This is a genomic window from Paenibacillus sp. FSL L8-0641 (assembly GCF_038006265.1).
GTDB lineage: Bacteria > Bacillota > Bacilli > Paenibacillales > Paenibacillaceae > Paenibacillus > Paenibacillus polymyxa_D.
Window position 1 is genome coordinate 1,767,646 of record NZ_JBBOUW010000001.1, and the last position, 20,341, is coordinate 1,787,986.

At 43.2% G+C, this 20,341-nt stretch carries 19 protein-coding genes and 1 pseudogene; 14 read left to right on the forward strand and 6 right to left on the reverse strand.

What is annotated here, in order from left to right; all coding sequences use genetic code 11:
* Positions 1 to 104 precede the first annotated feature (104 nt).
* Together MKY16_RS07945 and MKY16_RS07950 are read right to left on the reverse strand one after the other, a co-directional pair.
* Complete coding sequence (locus MKY16_RS07945; RefSeq protein ID WP_340954950.1) at positions 105 to 956, reverse strand: DegV family protein; 852 nt, start codon at positions 954 to 956, stop codon at positions 105 to 107.
* A gap of 32 nt (positions 957 to 988) precedes the next feature.
* On the reverse strand, positions 989 to 1,462 hold the full coding sequence (locus MKY16_RS07950; RefSeq protein WP_069012792.1) for a hypothetical protein: 474 nt from the start codon (positions 1,460 to 1,462) through the stop codon (positions 989 to 991).
* A gap of 219 nt (positions 1,463 to 1,681) precedes the next feature.
* Between MKY16_RS07950 and MKY16_RS07955 the strand changes: the two genes are divergently transcribed.
* Positions 1,682 to 2,065 carry a DUF423 domain-containing protein gene (locus MKY16_RS07955; protein ID WP_029516551.1) on the forward strand — a complete coding sequence of 128 codons (384 nt, stop codon included), beginning with the start codon at positions 1,682 to 1,684 and terminating at the stop codon, positions 2,063 to 2,065.
* 106 nt (positions 2,066 to 2,171) lie between these two features.
* Here MKY16_RS07955 and MKY16_RS07960 read toward each other — a convergent pair whose 3' ends face one another.
* Positions 2,172 to 2,720, reverse strand: coding sequence for a hypothetical protein (locus MKY16_RS07960; protein WP_029516552.1), 549 nt, complete (start codon positions 2,718 to 2,720; stop codon positions 2,172 to 2,174).
* A 450-nt stretch (positions 2,721 to 3,170) separates the two neighbouring features.
* A pseudogene (locus tag MKY16_RS07965) lies at positions 3,171 to 3,941 on the reverse strand (ANT(4')-I family aminoglycoside nucleotidyltransferase).
* A gap of 432 nt (positions 3,942 to 4,373) precedes the next feature.
* On the opposite strand from MKY16_RS07965, the gene MKY16_RS07970 reads away from it, so the two are divergent.
* The 3 genes from MKY16_RS07970 (at position 4,374) to MKY16_RS07980 (ending at position 8,220) form a co-directional block, all read left to right on the forward strand.
* Positions 4,374 to 4,955 (forward strand): RNA polymerase sigma factor, encoded by a 582-nt coding sequence (locus MKY16_RS07970; RefSeq protein WP_238794812.1) that lies wholly within the window; start codon positions 4,374 to 4,376, stop codon positions 4,953 to 4,955.
* The gene (locus MKY16_RS07975) at positions 4,912 to 6,609 is read left to right on the forward strand and encodes a DUF4179 domain-containing protein (RefSeq protein WP_029516554.1); all 1,698 of its coding nucleotides are present in this window, start codon (positions 4,912 to 4,914) and stop codon (positions 6,607 to 6,609) included. The genes MKY16_RS07970 and MKY16_RS07975 overlap by 44 nt, the downstream gene beginning before the upstream one ends.
* 250 nt (positions 6,610 to 6,859) lie before the next feature.
* Positions 6,860 to 8,220, forward strand: a protein-coding gene (locus tag MKY16_RS07980) for an IS1182 family transposase (RefSeq protein WP_241113430.1) whose coding sequence is annotated in 2 segments (ribosomal slippage) — positions 6,860 to 7,427 and positions 7,427 to 8,220 — 1,362 coding nt in all. Because the reading frame shifts where the segments join, the coding sequence is not laid out codon by codon here.
* 151 nt (positions 8,221 to 8,371) lie between these two features.
* Here the strand turns inward: MKY16_RS07980 and infC are convergent.
* On the reverse strand, positions 8,372 to 8,884 hold the full coding sequence (infC, locus tag MKY16_RS07985; protein ID WP_029516555.1) for a translation initiation factor IF-3: 513 nt from the start codon (positions 8,882 to 8,884) through the stop codon (positions 8,372 to 8,374).
* Between the two features lie 168 nt (positions 8,885 to 9,052).
* On the opposite strand from infC, the gene MKY16_RS07990 reads away from it, so the two are divergent.
* The 10 genes from MKY16_RS07990 (at position 9,053) to MKY16_RS08035 (ending at position 19,816) form a co-directional block, all read left to right on the forward strand.
* The gene (locus MKY16_RS07990) at positions 9,053 to 10,048 is read left to right on the forward strand and encodes an ABC transporter substrate-binding protein (protein WP_165145161.1); all 996 of its coding nucleotides are present in this window, start codon (positions 9,053 to 9,055) and stop codon (positions 10,046 to 10,048) included.
* Entirely contained in the window at positions 10,045 to 12,093 is a 2,049-nt protein-coding gene (locus MKY16_RS07995; protein WP_307349105.1) for an iron ABC transporter permease, read from the forward strand. The genes MKY16_RS07990 and MKY16_RS07995 overlap by 4 nt, the downstream gene beginning before the upstream one ends.
* Before the next feature lie 130 nt (positions 12,094 to 12,223).
* Positions 12,224 to 12,535, forward strand: a complete 312-nt coding sequence (locus tag MKY16_RS08000; protein WP_274484644.1) for an ArsR/SmtB family transcription factor — start codon at positions 12,224 to 12,226, stop codon at positions 12,533 to 12,535.
* Between the two features lie 76 nt (positions 12,536 to 12,611).
* Positions 12,612 to 13,787: an MFS transporter gene (locus tag MKY16_RS08005; protein WP_340954954.1), complete on the forward strand. Its 1,176-nt coding sequence runs from the start codon at positions 12,612 to 12,614 to the stop codon at positions 13,785 to 13,787.
* A 233-nt stretch (positions 13,788 to 14,020) separates the two neighbouring features.
* Positions 14,021 to 14,554 carry a hypothetical protein gene (locus MKY16_RS08010; protein ID WP_318626801.1) on the forward strand — a complete coding sequence of 178 codons (534 nt, stop codon included), beginning with the start codon at positions 14,021 to 14,023 and terminating at the stop codon, positions 14,552 to 14,554.
* An 85-nt stretch (positions 14,555 to 14,639) separates the two neighbouring features.
* On the forward strand, positions 14,640 to 15,314 hold the full coding sequence (locus tag MKY16_RS08015) for a VOC family protein (protein WP_318626800.1): 675 nt from the start codon (positions 14,640 to 14,642) through the stop codon (positions 15,312 to 15,314).
* Positions 15,315 to 15,414: 100 nt separating this feature from the next.
* Positions 15,415 to 15,870 (forward strand): GNAT family N-acetyltransferase, encoded by a 456-nt coding sequence (locus MKY16_RS08020; protein ID WP_029516562.1) that lies wholly within the window; start codon positions 15,415 to 15,417, stop codon positions 15,868 to 15,870.
* Between the two features lie 223 nt (positions 15,871 to 16,093).
* Positions 16,094 to 17,425, forward strand: a complete 1,332-nt coding sequence (locus tag MKY16_RS08025) for a helix-turn-helix transcriptional regulator (protein WP_340957559.1) — start codon at positions 16,094 to 16,096, stop codon at positions 17,423 to 17,425.
* Positions 17,426 to 17,875: 450 nt separating this feature from the next.
* On the forward strand, positions 17,876 to 19,249 hold the full coding sequence (locus MKY16_RS08030) for a helix-turn-helix transcriptional regulator (RefSeq protein ID WP_340954956.1): 1,374 nt from the start codon (positions 17,876 to 17,878) through the stop codon (positions 19,247 to 19,249).
* Positions 19,250 to 19,411: 162 nt separating this feature from the next.
* Complete coding sequence (locus MKY16_RS08035; protein ID WP_039269858.1) at positions 19,412 to 19,816, forward strand: hypothetical protein; 405 nt, start codon at positions 19,412 to 19,414, stop codon at positions 19,814 to 19,816.
* A gap of 140 nt (positions 19,817 to 19,956) precedes the next feature.
* Here the strand turns inward: MKY16_RS08035 and MKY16_RS08040 are convergent, their stop codons facing one another.
* Positions 19,957 to 20,196: a hypothetical protein gene (locus MKY16_RS08040; RefSeq protein ID WP_039269860.1), complete on the reverse strand. Its 240-nt coding sequence runs from the start codon at positions 20,194 to 20,196 to the stop codon at positions 19,957 to 19,959.
* Between the last annotated feature and the right edge of the window lie 145 nt (positions 20,197 to 20,341).

A 20,341-nucleotide genomic window follows, 5' to 3' on the forward strand; every position in this document is an offset into this window, starting at 1 on the left:
ACGAATAATACTATCAAAAAGAGGAAAGTTATTCATTGCTAAATTGCTGGAAAAATACCAAAAAACCCGCTACCTATGCGGCAACGGGTCTGATATTGGATAAACTATGCCTTTTTGGCATACATAATACCGATAGTCTGTGGACCACAATGACTGGAAATAACACAGCCTGCTGTAGTTAGCAGTACCTCATGTGCGTTCGTTTCTTCTTTCAAGCGAGCTTGCAGCATCAGCGCATCTTCCTCGGCCAAAGCGTGCACGACAATAATGATATCGTTATCCATCTGATCTCGTTGATTCAGAGCGTTTTGCAGCATCTGATCCAGTGCTTTTTCACGTTTGCCGCGGACTTTGTAGGCTGGCGTCATTTTTCCGTCAATTACTTTGATCACCGGACGAATTTTGAGAAGACTGCCGATCAGATTTTGCATGCCTGAGCATCTTCCGCCTTTATACAGGTATTCAAGTGTATCAATGACAAATTCCGTATCTATTAGCGGCCTGGTTTTCGTCAACATGTCTACAATCTGCTCTATCGTATTGCCGTTGGTTGCCGCACGAGCAGCTTTTATCACAAGCAGGCCAAAGCCACACGACAAATTCAAGGAATCAAAAACCGTAACGCGGCCTTCCGGAAATTCAGAGGCAGCGAGTAGCGCATTCTGGTACGTTGATGATAGCTCGGAAGACAGACTGATATATAAAATGTCGTCCCCTTGTTCTATGTAAGGAGCAAAGGCTTGAATAAAATCCGACGGAGAAGGTGCGGCGGTACGTGGTAAATGTCCCTCGCGACTTACACGTTGAAATAATTGTTCCGGGTGAATGTTCACCCCGTCCTGCAATGCTTCATCACCAAATACCGTATACAAAGGTACAATGCTAATCTCGTACTGTTGCCGCCAGTGAGTAGGAATATCACTGGTACTGTCGGCAAAAATTTTAATTTTGTTCATACATTGAATCCTCTCTGTGTGATGCAGAAAAATTATAAAGATTGCACGGAGGAAGGATAGATATCCGCTGTGCTATTCGGAACGGAAAGACCGATGGCAAGAAGTGCAATAAAGCCTACAATAATAAGTGCATTAATGATTAAGCCTGTAATAGCAAAGGTTTTCTTACGATTTTTTAACGCAATTCCAATGATACCAACGACAAGTCCGCTACAATTCAGCAACAGGCTGCCTAAAAAAATAAAAGGAAGCAATACCGTTCCGGTTTGCTGCAGAGCGATTTCCGGGTTCATCGTCTGGTATTGGCCGAAATGAGCCAGTAGATTAATAACCATAATAGCCAGAATAATATATCCGATCAGACTGACAAGCGACATAATAAAAGAAGCAATTCCGGGACCGGAATGTTTGAGCTTGACCGGAGGCTGGAACACAGGAGATTCTGAAAAAACAGGGTGCTCCTCAGACGCAGCAGGCTTTTGCAAATTAGGATCTTGGTTACTCATTTTTTCCACTCCTTGAACATAGTCCGAACAGGTACTAATTTTCCACAAAATAAACAAAAAAGCAAGCCACCCTACACATTACCCTTCAAAAGACAGGGTCTAATCATCCAATTCTGTATGCGGTCTGTTCACACACGCTGGCTGGTAAACTTCATACGGTTTCGATAAAATAAGAAGAACATTCGGCTAAAAGGATGAGATGAAAAGGAGTACACAAACATGCAACGAAAATGGATATTTACGGGATCTATAATGATGATGTTGGCGGTAGCCATTGGAGCGTTCGGGGCACATATTGTGAAAGCCCGGATCGACGCGGATGCTTTGGCCGTATATGAAACAGGTGTGAAATATCATATGATTCACGCTGTCGGTTTGCTGATCATTGCGTTGGCTGCTGGACAGTGGGGACCTTCCAACCGTCTAAGATGGGCAGCTCGTCTGTTATTGACGGGTATCATTTTGTTTTCTGGTAGCTTGTATGTGCTAAGTCTGACCGGAATCCGTGTGCTGGGAGCTATCACCCCTCTAGGAGGCGTGTGTTTTATAGCAGGATGGATATTGCTGGCATGGGCTGCCATGGGTCTGAAGAAAGAGGATTAAAGTTCTTTTCGGATAATACAAAAAAAGAGAATGGACAAGAAAGACATCATGTTTTTCCTGACCGTTCTCTTTTTTCATGCTTCGTTTTTTGGTGAAGTATTTACATTTACGATGTGATTTCATCGATCTCATTCATTTTAAAGGAGTACACTTGTTTCTCATCTACATGATACACACTCAGCAGGCTATTATCATGGTCCAGATTGAGGATGCGGCAAGGAATGCTGCGTTGTCCACCATAGCGGTTTACGATTAACCGTACAAGCGTATTATCATGTATATAGCGTTTGATCCATTCATACGTACTAAGGTCTTGTTGTGTTGCAGGCTTTGGCTGTACGTGGGATTGTTTGATCTCTTGAACGACTGGCGGCTTGTTCGTAATTGCGGCTGATTTCTTTTTAGAAAATTTTTCCGCGAGCGTAGCGGCTGCATCAGATGGGCTATTCACGGCTGACTGTTTTTTTAGGTACAGTGCAGCTTCAATTAAATTGCCAAGTTCGATACCGGATTGAATCCGGCTATCCGCAATGTGTTCGTTTTGGCTCAAGAGATTAAGCAGGAACTGAAGGGCCTCTACATTCGAACGGCCTTTAACTAATACATCTACATTAAATAAATAACTGGTTTCGTCTTGATTTGATTCCTTTTTCATACATCCTCCAGCCCAAGCCATGGGTAATTAGTCTTTTATGGTACCTATCAATATATCATTAAAATGTAATCTATCATAGTGCCTAAGGCCCTGTTGTTGGATATTAACAAAAATAAAATCTATATAAAGCTTTATGTGTAAAATTTTAATGGAGTACACTGGAATTGTACATTTTTTGCATGTGTATACGAATGAGGAAAGTATGTGAGCATCGGATATAGATAAGCAAAGACAGAGTTACATATACAGAGAATAAAGGAGGTAGTGGGTGAAATCAAGTAGTTTAAATTTTAAATATATTACAGTGGAAAAACATAACGGAGAAGTACTATTCATCCAGAAGAAAAGTAAAATTCCCCCTTAACGAAAGGGGGACTGGGCATATAAAAAACATGATATATTAACATGGTATATTATAGTAAGTGAAATTAAAGCGAATTTTATTTTCGATCAAAAGGGGATCCGTTGTGATCGAATAAGGTAGTCATGTTCGACTGCCCAATTCACAAGACCACTCCAGAAATCTTCACAGGCTGAAATGATCTTCGCTGGTTCAGCTAAATCTCCGGACATAACCAACTTAACTACATGATCAAGTCCTTCTGGACGACTCGGCAGTTCCAGGGCCTCCGGTAGAACCATTGAACCCGTTGAGAAGAGCTTCTGATTGTGTAACCCAACTAACATAGCCCCATATTGGGCAAACTGCATTACCAAGTATGGCAAGTAGGTATGAGGACCATTTACACGGACATTCCTAAGCTTTCCTATAAACTCGTACATTTCACCTACAAGCACTTCGTTGATGGCATGCCTGAAATCTTCCTTTGTGGGGGATTCGGCAGCTTCCTTTAATATAGAAAAAAAGTCTTCAGGATCATACAGACGAAGTGGGGAAAAGAAGGGGCCATGTGTCAACGGCCATTCGCCCTCAACAGTAGAGGCAATTTTAAGAAGAACGTCTGAACTACAGACGTTCACCTCCGCTTTTCAGGGTCCCGCTGACCATTCATGGCTAAATTCTACGGGGCCGTTTGATTCACTTAGTACACAAAACATTTCAATGTCCGAGAAAGGGCCGTCAGTACCTTTGGCAACAGATCCATAGACCCCTATAGCCAGAATTTTGTCTCTATATACTTCATTTAACCTCGCAGCTATATCGTGGCAAGTCTGAAGTCTCTCACTTTGAGAAATGTTGACAGGTCCATTCATGTTCATTAGTATCCTCCTCTGTTTTATTAGGGTGAATCCATAGCTGAAAATTGTTGCTGGAGAGCTGTGGAAAATAGCGGCAAGTTTAATGCATATATTTTATGAGTAAAGCGATGATCTGAAGAAGTTATTTTTTAAGGGAACTAGAAAAATTATGGTCAATAATTTTCTTTTCTCGAATCAATCTTCGTAAACCCAATACTTGTGCCCTACGCTATAGCACTTGGATGGGACTAGCCCAGAAAGAAACAGATGAAAACGGGACAGGCTGATCTTCTCATAGCTGAACTAGGCATAGAGGAATGAGTCATATGTTCAGACCTCGAGGGCAACAAAAACTCAAGGTCTTTTTTATATGGATCGAGTGAGAGAAAAAATGCAGATTAGGAGTCTTAGAAGCAAGACAAACAAAAGCCAGACCTAAAAGGAGGGGAACGCGTGGAGCTGACAGACGATCATTCAATTATTGAAGCTGTACTAAAAGGCAATAAACAAGCGTACGCGGGCATTGTCCGGCGCTATCAGAATAAGCTTTACGGATTGTTCCGCAAGATGGGGTCTTCCGAAGCGGATGCTCAGGATCTGACTCAGGAGACACTACTTAAAGCCTATCGTAAACTGGGAGCGCATAACCCGACGCAGAGTTTTGCCGGTTGGATGTATACAATTGCTGTCAATTTGCAGAAGGACCGTGGACGCCGAAAAGATCCAAAGTCTCTGACACAGGAAGATACATATGAACGTGAAACACCTGAATCGAAGTTGCTGCAAAAGGAACTGCGTTTCGAATTGGATTGCTTGTTAGAGACGCTGCCCGAGCATTATCGACTTGTGTTGATTCTGCGCTACACCAACCAACTGAGTCACAAGGAGATCGCTGGTATTACTGGCATGTCGGTTCGGCAGGTTAACAACGCCGTCCACCGTGCTAAAATCAGTCTGCGCAAAACCGTAGAAGCCAAGGAGGGGCAACGTTATGAGAGTCTGGGATCGTACAACAACGAAAAAAGCCAATCTTGAAACAGAGGACGGCAAATCGACGATAGAAGACAGAAACTGGGAAATTTTGTTGTTTCACGAAAGGCTATCTAATGAGTTTACCGACCAGGTGATGCTGGCGCTGGAAGGAATCGAGATCGAACCAGCTGACAGAGCCGACGCGAGCGATCATGATGTATCCAGATACTCTCCGAGCGAGCAACCAGCGGAAACGGAGGCACAGATCTTGACGGGACCGACTGAATACAGGAATCGGCAACAGAACGCAGCCGCGTACGATGACACGTCCATCGTCGCCCAGGTGAAACATTACCGCGCTGCCAGACGCACTTCACAGTTTAAAGTATGGAGTTTGGTGGTCGCCGTCGTTGTATTTGTGGTTAGCACACTGCTGTATACGCAGCCGACTCTTGCAGATATGGTGAGGTCGCTGTTTGCGAAAGACAGCTATGTGGATAATGGCATGAAGAAGGTCCGTGAAGCAGGACTGGTACAGATTTCGGGTGCCAGTGCTAAAGATCAGGGTTACACTCTGAAAGTCAACGAACTTATCGCCGATTCGACTAGAATGATTATCGGAATCGAAGTTTTCGATGTTGAAGGAAATGCTGTAACCGGGGATTTTAGTATTCAAGATGTCGATTTCAGCCTCTTTGATAACCAGAGAGGTGATGTTGGCGCTGTTCCTTTTGAAGTAAGCACAGGGGGCAACGAGAATATTAGTAGGATTGAGTTCGACTTTATGCGGCCGGTACTGACCGACAAGCTGCAGCTTAGTGCACATATCCGTGAATTGAGGCTGTATGCGGACAAACTTAATGTGGAAGCTCCTATTAAAACGGTAAAAGGAGATTGGAGACTGGATGTGGAGGCAGATCTAACCAAAGCCAAAGCGCAAACGTTGCTGACTCCGATTGATAAAACGTATGAGACGCCAAGCGGCTTACGTATTCACATGCAGGGAGCTACCCGGACGCCGAGCGGCGGATCATTGGAATATACTACAGAGTTGACCCCAGAAGCCGCAGACCGAGCGCTGAACGGACAAAGCGGGTTCCACGAGCTTAAGTATCATCTGGAAGATGCACACGGGAAATGGCTTGGGGATAACAGAGACCCTGAATTCGGACGTCGATCTGGATTGGACCGTTGGAGTGGCAAGACGCACTGGTTCTACCAGTTTAATGATTTTGCCTATGATAAGCAGCAAATTCGATTCGTATTGGACGGCTATATAATTCGAGAGAGAAGCGAGGCGTCGGTCGTGCTCGACCCGGCTCAAACTTCAGCTGTGCATCCCGTTAAATTCGAAGACTCGGGTGATGCTTATCTGTTCAAGGGGCTCAAACTTCGTTCCAACAGTTCTAATTCGGGCAAAATGTATGCGACCATTCCGATAGGCGGTATCTTCAGTAGTCCTAACTTCACGCAAGACATTTGGGTTGCCGTTGACGAAAATAATAAGGAGTATTCGATGTTTTTTGGCGGAGGCTACACAACAGATCGTTCAGGTGTAATCGAGCTGCAGGAGGATGCCGGATATTTCGTTGATGGGCTAAATCAAATGCCGAAACAGCTCACGCTAAAACGAAAGGTCGTCAACCATTTGTACAAGGATGCCGATTGGTCGTTTGTCATACCGCAAACGGGAACGAACGGCGTCATCCTGAAATAAGCAAGCGGGTATGTATCGAGGTTGATGGATGAGAAGCGTTTTTGGTATGCTCCCTTGGTGCAAAGTAGCTATGACAAGAAAGAGCCTGAATCATACCCTGTAACCAAGGAATTTATAACAGAGGGCCGAATCGGCCCTCTCAGGCTGTCGAGAAAGTCTCGCCAGCCTATTTTATGTTAATTTTGTTTAAGACGACACCGCGTTAATGTTGTATAATATAGGTAACTATTGTAGAACGGATGGTGTTGATATGCTACGCTCCAACCGCGAAAAACAACAATCCTACGAATTTGTTTCCATCGAAGATCTGGTTCCTCAAGATCACTTGCTCCGCAAAGTAGATAAGTATATCGATTTTTCGTTTATCGATGATAAAGTTCGACCACTGTATTGTGCAGACAACGGGCGTCCTGCCATTGATCCTACCGTATTGTTTAAAATGATCTTTCTCGGTTATTTCTATGGCATTCGCTCAGAACGGCAACTCGAGCGAGAAATTCAGACGAACCTAGCTTATCGTTGGTTTCTGGGGTTGGGCTTAACGGATAAAGTTCCGGACCATACGACGATTAGCTGGAATCGTCGCACTCGCTTTAAAGACACCACGATCTTTCAAGATATCTTCGATGAAATTGTGCTGCAGGCGATCTCTCACCGAATGGTGGGTGGGCGTGTTCTCGTCACCGATTCCACACACGTCAAAGCCAATGCTAACAGGCACCAGTACACCAAAGAACAAGTGTTGCAGAATACTAAAGACTATATGGACGAGCTGAACGAAGCGGTGAAGGATGACCGGAGAAACCACGGAAAAAAGCCTTAAAATCCCGAGAGGAAGTGAACGAAGAAAAAGAAATTAAAGTGAGCAAAACAGACCCGGACAGCGGCTATATGATCCGTGATGGCAAGCCCGAAGGCTTCTTCTATCTGGACCACCGCACGGTGGATATGAAGTACAATCTGATTACGGACGTGCATGTGACACCAGGGAATGTACATGATTCTGTCCCCTATTTGTCCCGTTTGGATCGCCAAAGAGAACGTTTTGGTTTTCAAGTAGAAGCTGTTGCACTAGATTCAGGTTATTTAACAACGCCGATTTGCCGAGGTTTGCAGAACCGAAAGATTTTTGCCGTGATTGCTCACCGAAGATTCCATCCCAGACAAGGACTGTTTCCGAAATGGAAGTTTGAATACGATGCCAAACGCAATGCGTATAGATGCCCAGCCCAACAGGAACTGCCCTACCGAACGACGGACCGTAAGGGATACCGGCAGTATGCCTCTGACCCAGCTCAGTGCCAGCATTGCCCACTGCTAAGTCAGTGTACCCAGTCTCGAAACCACCGCAAAGTGGTGACTCGGCATGTCTGGGAAGACAGCAAAGAGTGGGTACGGAGCAACCGGCTGAGCCCATCTGGTAAAAAGCTGTACCGCAAACGAAAAGAGACGATTGAGCGAAGCTTCGCGGATGCCAAAGAGCTCCATGGGTTTCGCTATTGCCGTTTGCGCGGTCTTCCAAACGTCAGGGAACAAGCCCTTATGACGGCAGCCGTGCAGAACATGAAGAAGATGGCGATCCACCTAGATCGCCTGGAGAAACAGGGGTAACCCCCCCTGCTTCTCCAGAGACCAAAGCATTATGATGTAAAAAAGAAACCCACGTCTCAAAATGACGGGGTTTCTCGACAATCTGAGAGGGCCGAATGGGCCCTCTGTTTCCTACGGTCTAAGTGACTGGTCCAATTTACTGATTCGCCATTCAGCGAGGGTTTAATTTCACTTGTGAGCCCTTGCCGCCCGTCTGGATTCCAGTATCCTTCACTCCGGCTTCCTTCAAATCGATTAGTAGCCGCTCTAGTACCGCTTTGGCGACAGGCGCTTCTTTTGCACCAGACGCTTTAACGACCAGCTGCACCGGTTTGCCGGAACGCAGATGTTTGTCTGCCTGACGCAGCTTCGTGTCGTAATCATGTTCCTCAATATGAGCAGTGAAGCGAAGCTCCTTGATCTTTTCTTTGCCGCTGTTTTTTGCGGCTCGGCCGACATTTTTGCTTGCTGCGGCTTCTTTTTGCGCCAGCGCTTTTCCTTTACCCTTCGCGACCAAGCTACAGGGTGGTGGACTGCTCATCAATGAGGTGCAGACCAGGTCCACCCCTTTGGATCGGGCCATAGCCAAGGCTTCTGACTTGGATACAACGCCGAGCTTCTCCCCTGCGAGTCCAGTGAGTACCACTTCGTCAGCTTTAATTTGCTCGTTGATTAATACCGCCACGTAAATGAAGCCTCCCTTAAACAATGATAAAGCTATCATATACGGAACCTGTTTGCGATTCAATTTTAGATTTATCTGTATTGACAAAAGTCACTAAGCCCTATAATCTTTTACTGATAATGATTATCATTTTCCAATGCAATATACATACAGGGGTGATTGAGAGAAATGAAAAAGATGTTGAATAGCCTATTATTATTTGTAGTTTTTACTATTGTATTGGCGGGCTGCGGTGCGGCTGGGGATAGCTCGAAGACGGAAGGTACTGCAGGGTCTGAGCAGACATCCACAACGGCTGGTCCGGTTACGGTTAAGGATGACCATGGGGAAGTCAAGCTGGACAAGCCAGCGGAACGTGTAGTTGTACTCGAATGGACGTTTACCGAGGACCTCATTGCACTTGGCGTACAGCCTGTCGGTAATGCGGACAATGAAAACTACAAGCTGTGGGTAACACCGGAGGCGAAGCTGGCTGATACCGTAACTGATATCGGCACACGGGGCGAACCGAATCTAGAAGCGATTGCGGCGCTTAAGCCGGATCTTATTATCACTAACGCCGATAACAATGCAGCGATCTATGCACAACTTAAGGGGATTGCACCAACGATAGAATTCGATCCTTACAAGGGGAACGGCTATGATTACGACCGTATGGTCGAGATTTTCAAGCAAGTCGCTGTGGCTACTGGAAAAACGGAACAGGCTGATAAGGTCCTAAGCGAACTTGACCAGCACTACGTAGAGGCAAAGGCTACATTAGAGAAAGCGGGCAAAGCAGACTTTCACTATGCGCTGACACAGGCCTTCACAGCTCAAAATGCTGCCAGTCTGCGAATGTTCAAGGAAAATTCGGTTGTAGTGGGAACGCTCGCGAAAATTGGCATGGTGAACGACTGGAAGTCGGACAAGACCGAGAAATATGGGTTTAGCACCGTTGGCATTGAAGCTCTTCCAGCTGTGCAGGACAGCAATTTTATCTATATTACGCAAAAGACGGACGATGTATTTGGAGCCGCGATGAAGAACAACTCGGTATGGAACGGACTAAACTTTGTCAAAGAAAAACGGACCTACCCACTGGACGGCACAACATGGACGTTCGGCGGCCCAATCTCATCCAAAGTACTGGTTGATCAGGTAGTCGGAGCCCTGACGAAATGACCCGAACAGACACAACGGGTTTATCGAAGACTTGGCGTGTAGGAAGCATCTTTGGGGGCGGATTGATCGTCCTCATCGTGCTTTTTTTTGTAAGCTTGTGTTATGGAGAGGCTTCGATCCCGCTTCACACGGTAATTGAGGCGTTGACCCAGCGTCAGGATACGCTTGAACATAACATGGTGTGGGATCTCCGGATGCCGCGTACGGTCATCGGAATCCTGGCTGGTGGTGCGCTTGCCATCGCTGGTGCTTTGCTTCAGGCCATCACCAAAAATCCGCTGGCGGCTTCTGATACACTAGGAATTAACGCTGGTGCCTACTTTGTGGTTGTCCTTGGCGCGGTGATGTTTCCCGGACTGCTGCATCAGGCGCCGTTTCTATTTGCCGCTGTCGGCGGCCTGCTGGCAGCGGTACTCGCTTACTTCATGGGCGGGGGACGAGCGGGAAGTCCGATTCGGTTGGCGCTTGCCGGCTTGATTGTATCCATGGTTCTCGGTTCGTTTACCGGAGCTTTGCATATCTTTTATTCATTTGAAACGCAGGGACTGTTTCTCTGGGGTTCTGGCTCGCTTGTGCAAAACGACTGGAGCGGGACGACTTACGCCTGGCCCTGGGTCGTAGGACTCTCGGTCATTGCCTTTCTGCTGTCAAGACAATTTGATGTCCTGGATCTGGATGAGTCCACATCCACGTCACTTGGACAAAAGGTTAGTTTGACCCGGGCGGTGGGTATTGTATTAGCTGTCCTGCTGTCGACCATTACAGTTAGCGTCATTGGACCTATTGGTTTTGTGGGTTTGGTAGCTCCACATTTGGTGCGCTTAAGCGGCCTAAAAATGCATCGCTGGGTGCTGCCTGGTTCCTTTCTGTGGGGAGCATTACTGTTGACAGGCGCTGACGTGCTGGCGAAGATGGTCCACCAATCAAGCATGGATCTGCCGACCGGAGCAATGATGGCCTTGATTGGGGCTCCTTGGCTAATTTGGTTGATTCTGTGGAAGATGAAGCTGCCTTCTGGTATTAATGGACAATCTTCAATGAACATAGGTGTGCGCTCTCGGAAATTACCCTATGGCAGGCTGGTCACGTTGCTTGGGTGCGGTGCCGTGCTGTTGACCGTATTCAGCCTGATGTTTGGAGGGATGCGAATTCCGGTTGGCGATTTGCTATCTGGCCTATTTGGCGGTGAGAACGCAAATTCGGCCCTGCTGCAGTTTAGAATTCCGCGCACGCTGGTGGCAGCCGGGGCTGGTATCGCGCTTGCGGTCAGCGGTGTCTTGATCCAATTAGCCGTTCGTAATCCCTTAGCGGATGCCTCGATCATTGGTGTTTCTTCAGGGGCTGGCTTTGGCGCGCTTGCAGTGATTATCGTTTGGCCTGGGCTGCCTGTTTATATGCTGCCTATCGCGGCGATTGCCGGAGCGACGGTGTCGGCGGCGGTGATCTTCTTTTTATCATGGAACAAGCACCTAAACCCGTCTGTGGTCATCCTACTTGGGATTGCTGTATCAGCGATCGGAGCAGCTGGCATTCAGATACTGATTATCCAAGGTTCGCTTTGGGGCAGCACAGGCTATATTTGGCTGACGGGTAGTACCTACGCTCGAAACTGGGGGCAGGTGGCGACGATTTTGGCTTTTCTGCTCGTGTTGTTGCCAATAGCCTGGTGGCTAGCTCGCCGCTTCGATCTTTTGGTGTTTGACGACAGCAGCGCTATGGGACTGGGACTTCCGGTGCGCCGCACCCGGTTGCTGGCGATGGCAGTGGGGGTGCTGCTGGCGGGCGGAGCGGTAGCCTGTGTAGGTACAGTTGGCTTCATCGGGCTGATTGCTCCGCATATCGTGCGTACGTTGATTGGGCACCATGTACGTCGCTCTATCGTTCTGTCTAGCATCTTGGGAGCGGTAATGCTGGTGCTGGCTGATACGATTGGACGGACAGTGCTTGCGCCGACTGAAATTCCTTCCGGATTACTGATCGCACTGATCGGTGCACCGTATTTCCTGTACTTGATGTATCGCTCCAATAAGAGTAAGTCAGTGTAGTTGAATATGTACTTGAACAGGCTGTTTCCCAACGGATTTCCCGTGGGGAAGCAGCCTTTATTATTTATTTTTCTACGTAATCATTAGAGTTTATATTTACAAATCTAATAAAATAGATATAATGTTTTATATGGAACCGTCATTGATTTATAAAGCATTGTCAAACGAAACTCGTCGTCTAATTATGCTGTGGTTAAAAAAACCAGAAGAGTTTTTTGATGAACAGGCTTATCTGAAGCAAGGGCTTAATTTTCAAATTGGTGTATGTGTGGGAGATATTCAGGCTAAAGCGGGACTTGCGCAGTCTGTGATTTCAAGTTATTTATTAACGATGCAAAAATCCGGTTTGTTAGAGTCTGAGCGTATTGGGAAGTGGACGTACTATCGTCGGAATGAAAAAATAATCCGGGAATTTGCCGAGTACGTTCAAAAGGAACTATAAATAGAAAGGAGGTTTTTTTTCACGTAATATATCTACAAATCTATATATATAATTAATTAGGAGGCTTATATTTAAAATGAAAAAGGTTAACCCGTTACTTATTATCATTCTGGCTTTAGGCGTATTCGGCATTATTACAACGGAAATGGGAATTATAGGCGTTCTCCCTCAAGTAACCCAAAAATTCAATGTATCAGCTGCCCAGGCGGGTTGGCTCGTCAGTATTTTTTCTTTAGTTGTTGCCATTTCAGGTCCATTTTTGACCTTACTCGTTTCCGGTATGAATCGTAAAATCATTCTATTAATCGCTGTATTCAGTTTTGTCATTTCCAATATTGTCTATGCCTATACCACTCATTTTGAGGTCATGCTCATTTTTCGTGTTCTTCCCGCTATTTTTCATCCTGTCTTTTTTTCGGTCGCCCTCGTGACTGCAGCTCATCTTGTCCCCCGTGAAAAGAGTAGTAAAGCCGTCACCAAGGTTTTCGCTGGAATTACGGTAGGATTTGCGTTTGGCGTGCCTTTAACTTCCTATCTTGCTGAAAAGATATCGTTAGAAGCTGCTTTCTTATTTGGAGCTGTCGTAAGCATGATTGCATTTGTGGGAATACTCGTATGGCTTCCTTCCCTGCCCGTTCAGGAAAAGATGTCTTATGGCAAACAGCTTGGTATATTACGTAAACCTCAATTGTGGTTCAACATTGTGACTGTTATTTTTATCTTTGCAGCTATGTTTTCGGTGTATAGCTATTTTGCCGAATATCTTGGAGAAGTAACTCTGATGAACGGGTCATGGATCAGCATGATGTTGATGGTCTTTGGAATCGTCATGATTTTTGGAAATTTTTTATTCGGGGGATTATTACATAAAAATCTGACTAAGACCGTAATTATGTTCCCATTGCTATATATGGTCATTTACGTATTCACCTATGCTCTGGGTGCTTCTTTCCTACCGATGATTGTGGTTGTGCTCATTTGGGGGGCCGTGCATTCTGGGGGGCTTATTATTAGTCAAACATGGTTAACCACGGAAGCGAAAGAAGCCCCAGAGTTTGGTAATAGCCTGTTTGTCTCATTTTCTAATCTAGGTATTACGATGGGGGCTGCTACGGGCGGGTGGTTTATCTCTCACTTGGGAATACACCAGCTCATCTGGAGCGGACTGATGTTTGCACTGCTAGCATTCTTATCTATGATTATAAAAATAAAAATATTCAATTCGAATGCAGCGGAAGCCAACGTGCGTTAAAATATGGAGAGACATTAGAAGAGTACTCTACAAGATGACCATAAAATGATGCATGGGGTGATGTTGATTGCATATCGTATGGACTTCGATCTTAATGACATTCGTAATCGTTAGCGGGATCTTGGCGTTGCTCATCTGGGGAGTGATATCCTTAATCAAGCGCTTTCGCTAAACGCAATGAGGAGTAGACATCTCTATGTGTTGAACTTATATTATCCAATTGGGAGGAATAGATGAATATTCGAATGTACCACGATCTGGAGGCTCAATTGGAAGAAGAGATTTGGGAGCTTGGAGAGGATGCAGCTCATACACTCCCATTAGATAGCAACTTGGCTGTGGAAAAAGCACAGAAGGCTTGGGATCTAATACCCGAGCCTAAGCATAAATGGGGCATCACAGGTGTAACCTTGCATCAATACGTTCAAATTCTCAATTATAACGGGCATACTCAGCGATCAGTAGAGCTTTTAAATGAGGAGATTTTAGATTTGGAAGGTACAGGGTACCGCATTATACATGCTGAACCTTATATTCAGATGGCGGAAACACTTCTTCATCAGAGCAAGCCTGTATTAGCTCATGAATATCTCCAGAAGGCATACTCGATTGGGAGGGCAAGAGCGTTTCGGGACCAGCCCGAGCTTTATCTCGAAATAGCAAAAAGTAAAGCTCTAGATGAACAGGATATACTACTTCAATTTGCGGCGTTAGATGTGAACGCCAAATTTTTAAGCGACTTAAAGGATAATAAACAAACATTGTAATGACCTCATATAGTCTGAGATAAAATGCTGATATGGATTAGACGGACAATGGGTTTCAAAATTATTTGTGGGGAGGACCAATGCATTGAAATTAAAAGAAGTGCTCTTAGCCACCCATAGTTTCGAAGCGATAAAAGCTTTTTACGGCTCTCTCTTGGATTTGCAGGTTGTGGAGGAAAGCTCTTCGCGGCTGTCGTTTCAAGTAGGGGAATCGGTTCTTGCTTTTCAGGAATCCTCCCATATGGAAAATGAGTTTTATCATATTGCGGTTACGATCCCAACGAATAAATTCATAGAAGCAAAACAGTGGGTAATCGACCGTGGAATTTCATTGATTTCAAGACCCCAAGAAGATGAGTTTTTTTTCGAAAACTGGAATGCAACAGCGCTTTACTTCTATGATCCGGATCATAACCTTGTCGAGTTCATCGCTCACCATACACTCGACAATGCAGTCACTGAAGCTTTCGGGCCCAACTCTCTACTTCATATAAGCGAGATCGGTCTTCCTGTCGATGATGTCCCTGAAGTATCTAGGATAATCACCGAAACGTTCCAACTTGATCCATGGGGAGGGGCTGGACAAAAGTTCGCGCCGCTAGGGAATGTAGAAGGATCATTTATAGTCATAGACAAGCAACGGCCTTGGTTTCCTGATGATAGGCTTCCGGCCGTATTTAATACCAGTGTCTTGTTTGAAGGTCCATACTCTGCCCGTCTTTCACTGCATAATGGTTTGTATGAATTGAGGTCAACCTGAGTTAAGGCTTCATCTCATCGCCATCACCCCCGGATTTCTGGAATAAAGCTTACGATAAGGGGGGAAACCCGGGGGCCATAATACATTCAGGAGAGAATATATGAATATTAGACTACTTAATTCAAATGAAAAATATCCAATAGATCTCTTGCTACTAGCTGATCCTTCGCGCCAACTTGTTGAGGAATATTTGAAAAGAGGGCAGTGTTATGTAGCAGAAATTGACAATCATATTGTTGGAGTCTATGTTCTTTTACCTACAAGACCTGAAACAGTTGAGTTAGTGAATATAGCAGTATCAGAAGATATGCATGGTAAAGGAATAGGCAGACTATTAGTGACACATGCCATTGAAACAGCTAGGGCACAAGGTTATAAAACGATGGAAATGGGCACAGGAAACTCTAGCATTGGGCAGTTAGCCCTCTACCAAAAATGCGGGTTTAGAATTGTAGGTGTAGATCTAGATTTCTTTATCAGACATAACTATCTAGAAGAAATTTATGAGAATGGCATACAGTGTAGAGATATGATTCGTATGTCTCAGGATTTATAGAGCTTAATTTTCTTTACAAACCCTTCAAAGGTATCTTAAGTAAGGTTCTGAAAGGTATATGATATTGTGCCAAAAGATGGTACAATGAATTGCGGAAAGGCTATACAATCATTGGATTGCAATAGTCCTTTTTTAATGAGTTGATATCCTACTAAGTTCCTGACAAGGGGTGGTTACTTTGTACAACACAACAACCACGATACTCACAGAGATAACAAAACATATGAAAGATCATGATTTAATCCTAAGTGATTTAGCTAGAAAAGCAGAAATGAATCCGGGCACCATGAGCAGTATTATTAATGGGAACCGCACACTTTCAGTCGATCAGTTAGATCGAATTACAAAAGCAATGGGGCTTCCCGTTGGCTATTACTACGAACGGTATGTGTCTGAGTATTTAACAGAGGCTAATCCGAATTGGCGTCGAATGAGTCCTTTTATACATAATTGTGCGAAATTAAATAAATTGGACTGCATTCATGATGTGGTTAATTTATTGATGGATAAGTTAGGCTATTCAGAATCTTTATTTGAGCTTGCCGAAGAACTTTTTAGAGAAGGGCTTTACGAAGCGGCAACTATTCTATATGAGAATGTGGCTCTAAGTGAGAAAAAGCAATATTCAGAACGTCTGGCTATGTGTCAGTACCGTTTGTTCCATACAAGGCAAGGAGATAATCAAGAGAAAAACTATGAAGCAGCCGTTCAATTTGAAATATACGTTGATCGACTAGATGAGATAGAACAGTTAGATGCATTAAAAGATCTGGCGAATACATACCGTTCGTTACGAAAATGGGACAAAGTAGAATTATTCGCTAAAGCTTTGGGAGACAAGGCAAAAATTCAATATAACATGGAGCAACAACGGCATCCTTCCAAAAGAGAAAATGTAAAGAAACCAAGCTTTCCTCTGTTTGCTTATTGGGCTTTTTCGCATTTACTTCGTGCACAAGCATATGACGAGAGGAAAGACTATGAAATGGGACTTCATCATATCAAAAAATATGCTGATTTAAGCTGGGTTTTGGATACAGATGAAGAAACATTGAAATGGAAAAATAAATATGAGGATTGGGCGGTAGTAAATACTTATGTAAATAAGCTTCTTTCAGGCGAAGAGAGCGTACTTCCCGAGTATGTAGCTTATATTTCTTCAAGGAAAGATGAGGTTCTTCCCGCACTTGATAATATCATCGAGGCAGCTAATCGATACCAATTTGATGTAGATGATATTTTAGAGCAATTCAAGGAGGACATTTCATCTTATTTAGAACAACAAAAAATCGAAGGCTTTTATACTCAAAGATTCATAACAGAGCGTTTTATACATTTTTCTAAGGAATTATCAGTCTACTTTTTGACTAAAGGAAGATTTTCTGATGGTTTTAAATTTTTATTAAATTGTTTGGAAAAATCTACATTAATCAATAATAAATCATATATAATTAAATGTATGAGGCTTTTTGAATCTTATCAGGAGCATTCATCATTTGAGACGAAGACAGCCTACAGAAACTTGATTAATGAGGTGGATCAAGATGAAGCGTAAAATAATTCTGACCTTTTTAGCAACCAGCTTTATGTTAATAGCAATAGTTACTGTCCCTTTACTTTTTCATGATCAAGAACATGGCTATCAACCGAGTCACCATGGCGAAATGTAATTATTCTTAACAGGAAAAAGATGCATGATATTTAAAGTACTTAATAAGGTATAGAGTATAAAACCAAATGGATAATGGAACAGGTTAGATGGAATGATCCGTCTAGCCTTTTTATTGCGTGTTTTGCTGTATATAAGCAAAATGAGGAAATCCTCTTTTGAGGAATATATGTAAAAAGTGCAAAAATGTAATGTGTGCTGTTGTAAACAACGAAGGGTATATGACTTTGTTCCAAAAGACAATGATGGGATAAAGTAATTTTTACTAACTGTTTCTCATTACATGGTTTAATTATGTATTATATGTCGAGTTTATGTTGAAAGGGTGGTTTATCTATGGAGATCACACCTACGATTAGAGCAGAAGTTCAAACCTATCTGATACGGAAAAGCTTAACCATGACCGAGTTTGGTCACATGATTGATTTGAATGTAGGGACAGTTAGTGGCATTGTGACGGGCAACCGATCAATTTCAGTTCACCAGCTAGATCGCATCACTATGGGAATGAATTTACCACCAGATTATTTTTATGAACGTTATATTGAAGAATGTATTGAGGAAGAACCGCTCAACTGGCGAAGAATCAGCCCTTTTTTGTACCGCTGCGTGGAGTTAGGGCGACTTGATTGCTTGCGAAGAGTTGTAGGTATGTTGCTAGATAATCCTGTTTATCTTCCTTCACTTTTTGAAGTAGCCGAGGATTCTTTTAAAAAAGGTTATACTGAAGCAGCGGCGTTCCTTTATGAAAATGTAGCAGAAGGGGAAAAGTATCAGTATTCAGAACGATTAGCCGTTTGCCAGTATCGATTGTTTACGATTCGTATTGGAGACGATCAAGAGAAAGACTATGATGCAGCCATTCAATTTGAGTCTTACATTGAACGGTTAGATGAGACAGATCAGTTAGAGGCATTAAAAGAATTGGCGAATACATACCGCTCGTTACGAAAATGGGACAAATTAGAATTATTCGCTAAAGCACTTGGAGATAAGGCTAAGATTCAATACAATTTGGAACAAAAACGGCATCATATGAATAAAGACAATTCGAAGAAACCCAAATTTCCTTTGTTTGCGTATTGGGCATTCTCGCATTTGCTTCGGGCAGAAGCTTGTGAAGGAAGGAAAGACTATGAGCAAGCACTTCAGCATACTTATGCTTACGCCGATTTGAGTTGGGTGAATGCTACAGATGAAACTGCTTTGAAGTGGAAGAGGCAATATGAAGACTGGGCAGTAGTAAATACGTATGCAAATAAGCTTCTTTCTGGTGATAAGGGCGTTCTTCTTAATTATGTAAATTATATTTCTTCAAGAAAAGAGGAAGTTCTTCCCGCGCTTGATAATATGCTTGAAGCGGCAAATCGATATCATTTTGATGTAGATGATATTTTAATACAATTTGAAGGAGAAATTATCTCCTTTCTGGAGCGGGAAAAAGTGGAAGGGTTGTATACTCAACGCTTCATAACGGAGCGATATACTGATTTCTCGAGGGAATTAGCAATCTATCTTTTGCGTAAAGGGAAGTTTTCAGACGGTTTTACATTTTTGCTCAGCTGTTTGGAAAGGTCCGCTGAAGTTAATAACAAAATACAAGCAATTAGATGTATGAGGTTGTTTACACATTTTAAAGAACATGCATCTGCTCACACGAAGGAAGTCTACGGAGATCTGATTAAAGCGGTTAACGAAGAGGAAGAGTAAGCTGATCCCACCATTCCAGTTTTATGTTAGTAGCCAGTGAAGGCACCTCCTATTAAGCATTGAGAGAATGGCTCGAATTACGGACCAACGGGTCACCACGTGGCAGTCTGAGAATAAAATGCTCTCAAGTTCAAAATCACAGCCATTAGAAGGAGTAAGAGTATGAAGACAGATAAAATAAATGATACCTACTATGCTGGATTTGAAGGAGAACCAGAAATAAGATTGATTTATACAAATTCAGATAAAAGCTATGTATTGAAGATATGGAATGGATACTTTGATACATTATTGGATTGTTTGGTTCAACTAGAATCTGCACAAAGTAATATACTAAGTGAATATTATGCTCACGAAGGCTGGTATGAGGAAAGTCCATGGGAAGTGGAAAATATTAGAGAGACCCTACAATTGTTTGATTCATTTGATATTAAATATTTGACCGAGGAAGAAGCGAAAAGTTTGACTAATATATTACCTGTACTTCCTGATCTTAAGAACGATATAATTATATTGTTACAGAAAGCCGTCAATGGAAACGGCAATGTGTTCATTGAGTATGATTAATATTTTATAAGCTTGCTCCTTTAACAATAAAATGGGAGCAAGCTTTTTTGCATAGTTAGTCAATTAAATAAAGGGTCGATAAAGAAAAGGAGCTATTGCGATGGGTTGGCTTCTTTTGTTTTGGGATTTTTCTGGGAAATCTACTTATTTCCTTTTATACATAAAAAAACGATTGTATACACCACTCCAGCAATGAGGCTTAGTATAAACGAGATTGATAAAGTTCTGAAAATAAAAGTAGAAGTGGGTACTGTATAAAATTCAAACATACCGTTGATTGAAGAACTCATTGTTGTTGGCCCTTTAATAAAGGAATAATAAATTCCTACACAAAAACCGTAAGACAAATACTTAATTAGATTTTTTTCAAATTTACTCATTTACTAGCCTCCAATAATGTTTATGGAAAAGGTGAAATTTGTACTATGAAGCCATTCAAAGTTATATAGGAAAAGCCTTTAAATATAGCGTCCTAGAATTATATAGTAAGGATGTTTATTGATATTATGTCAATTATATTATTAT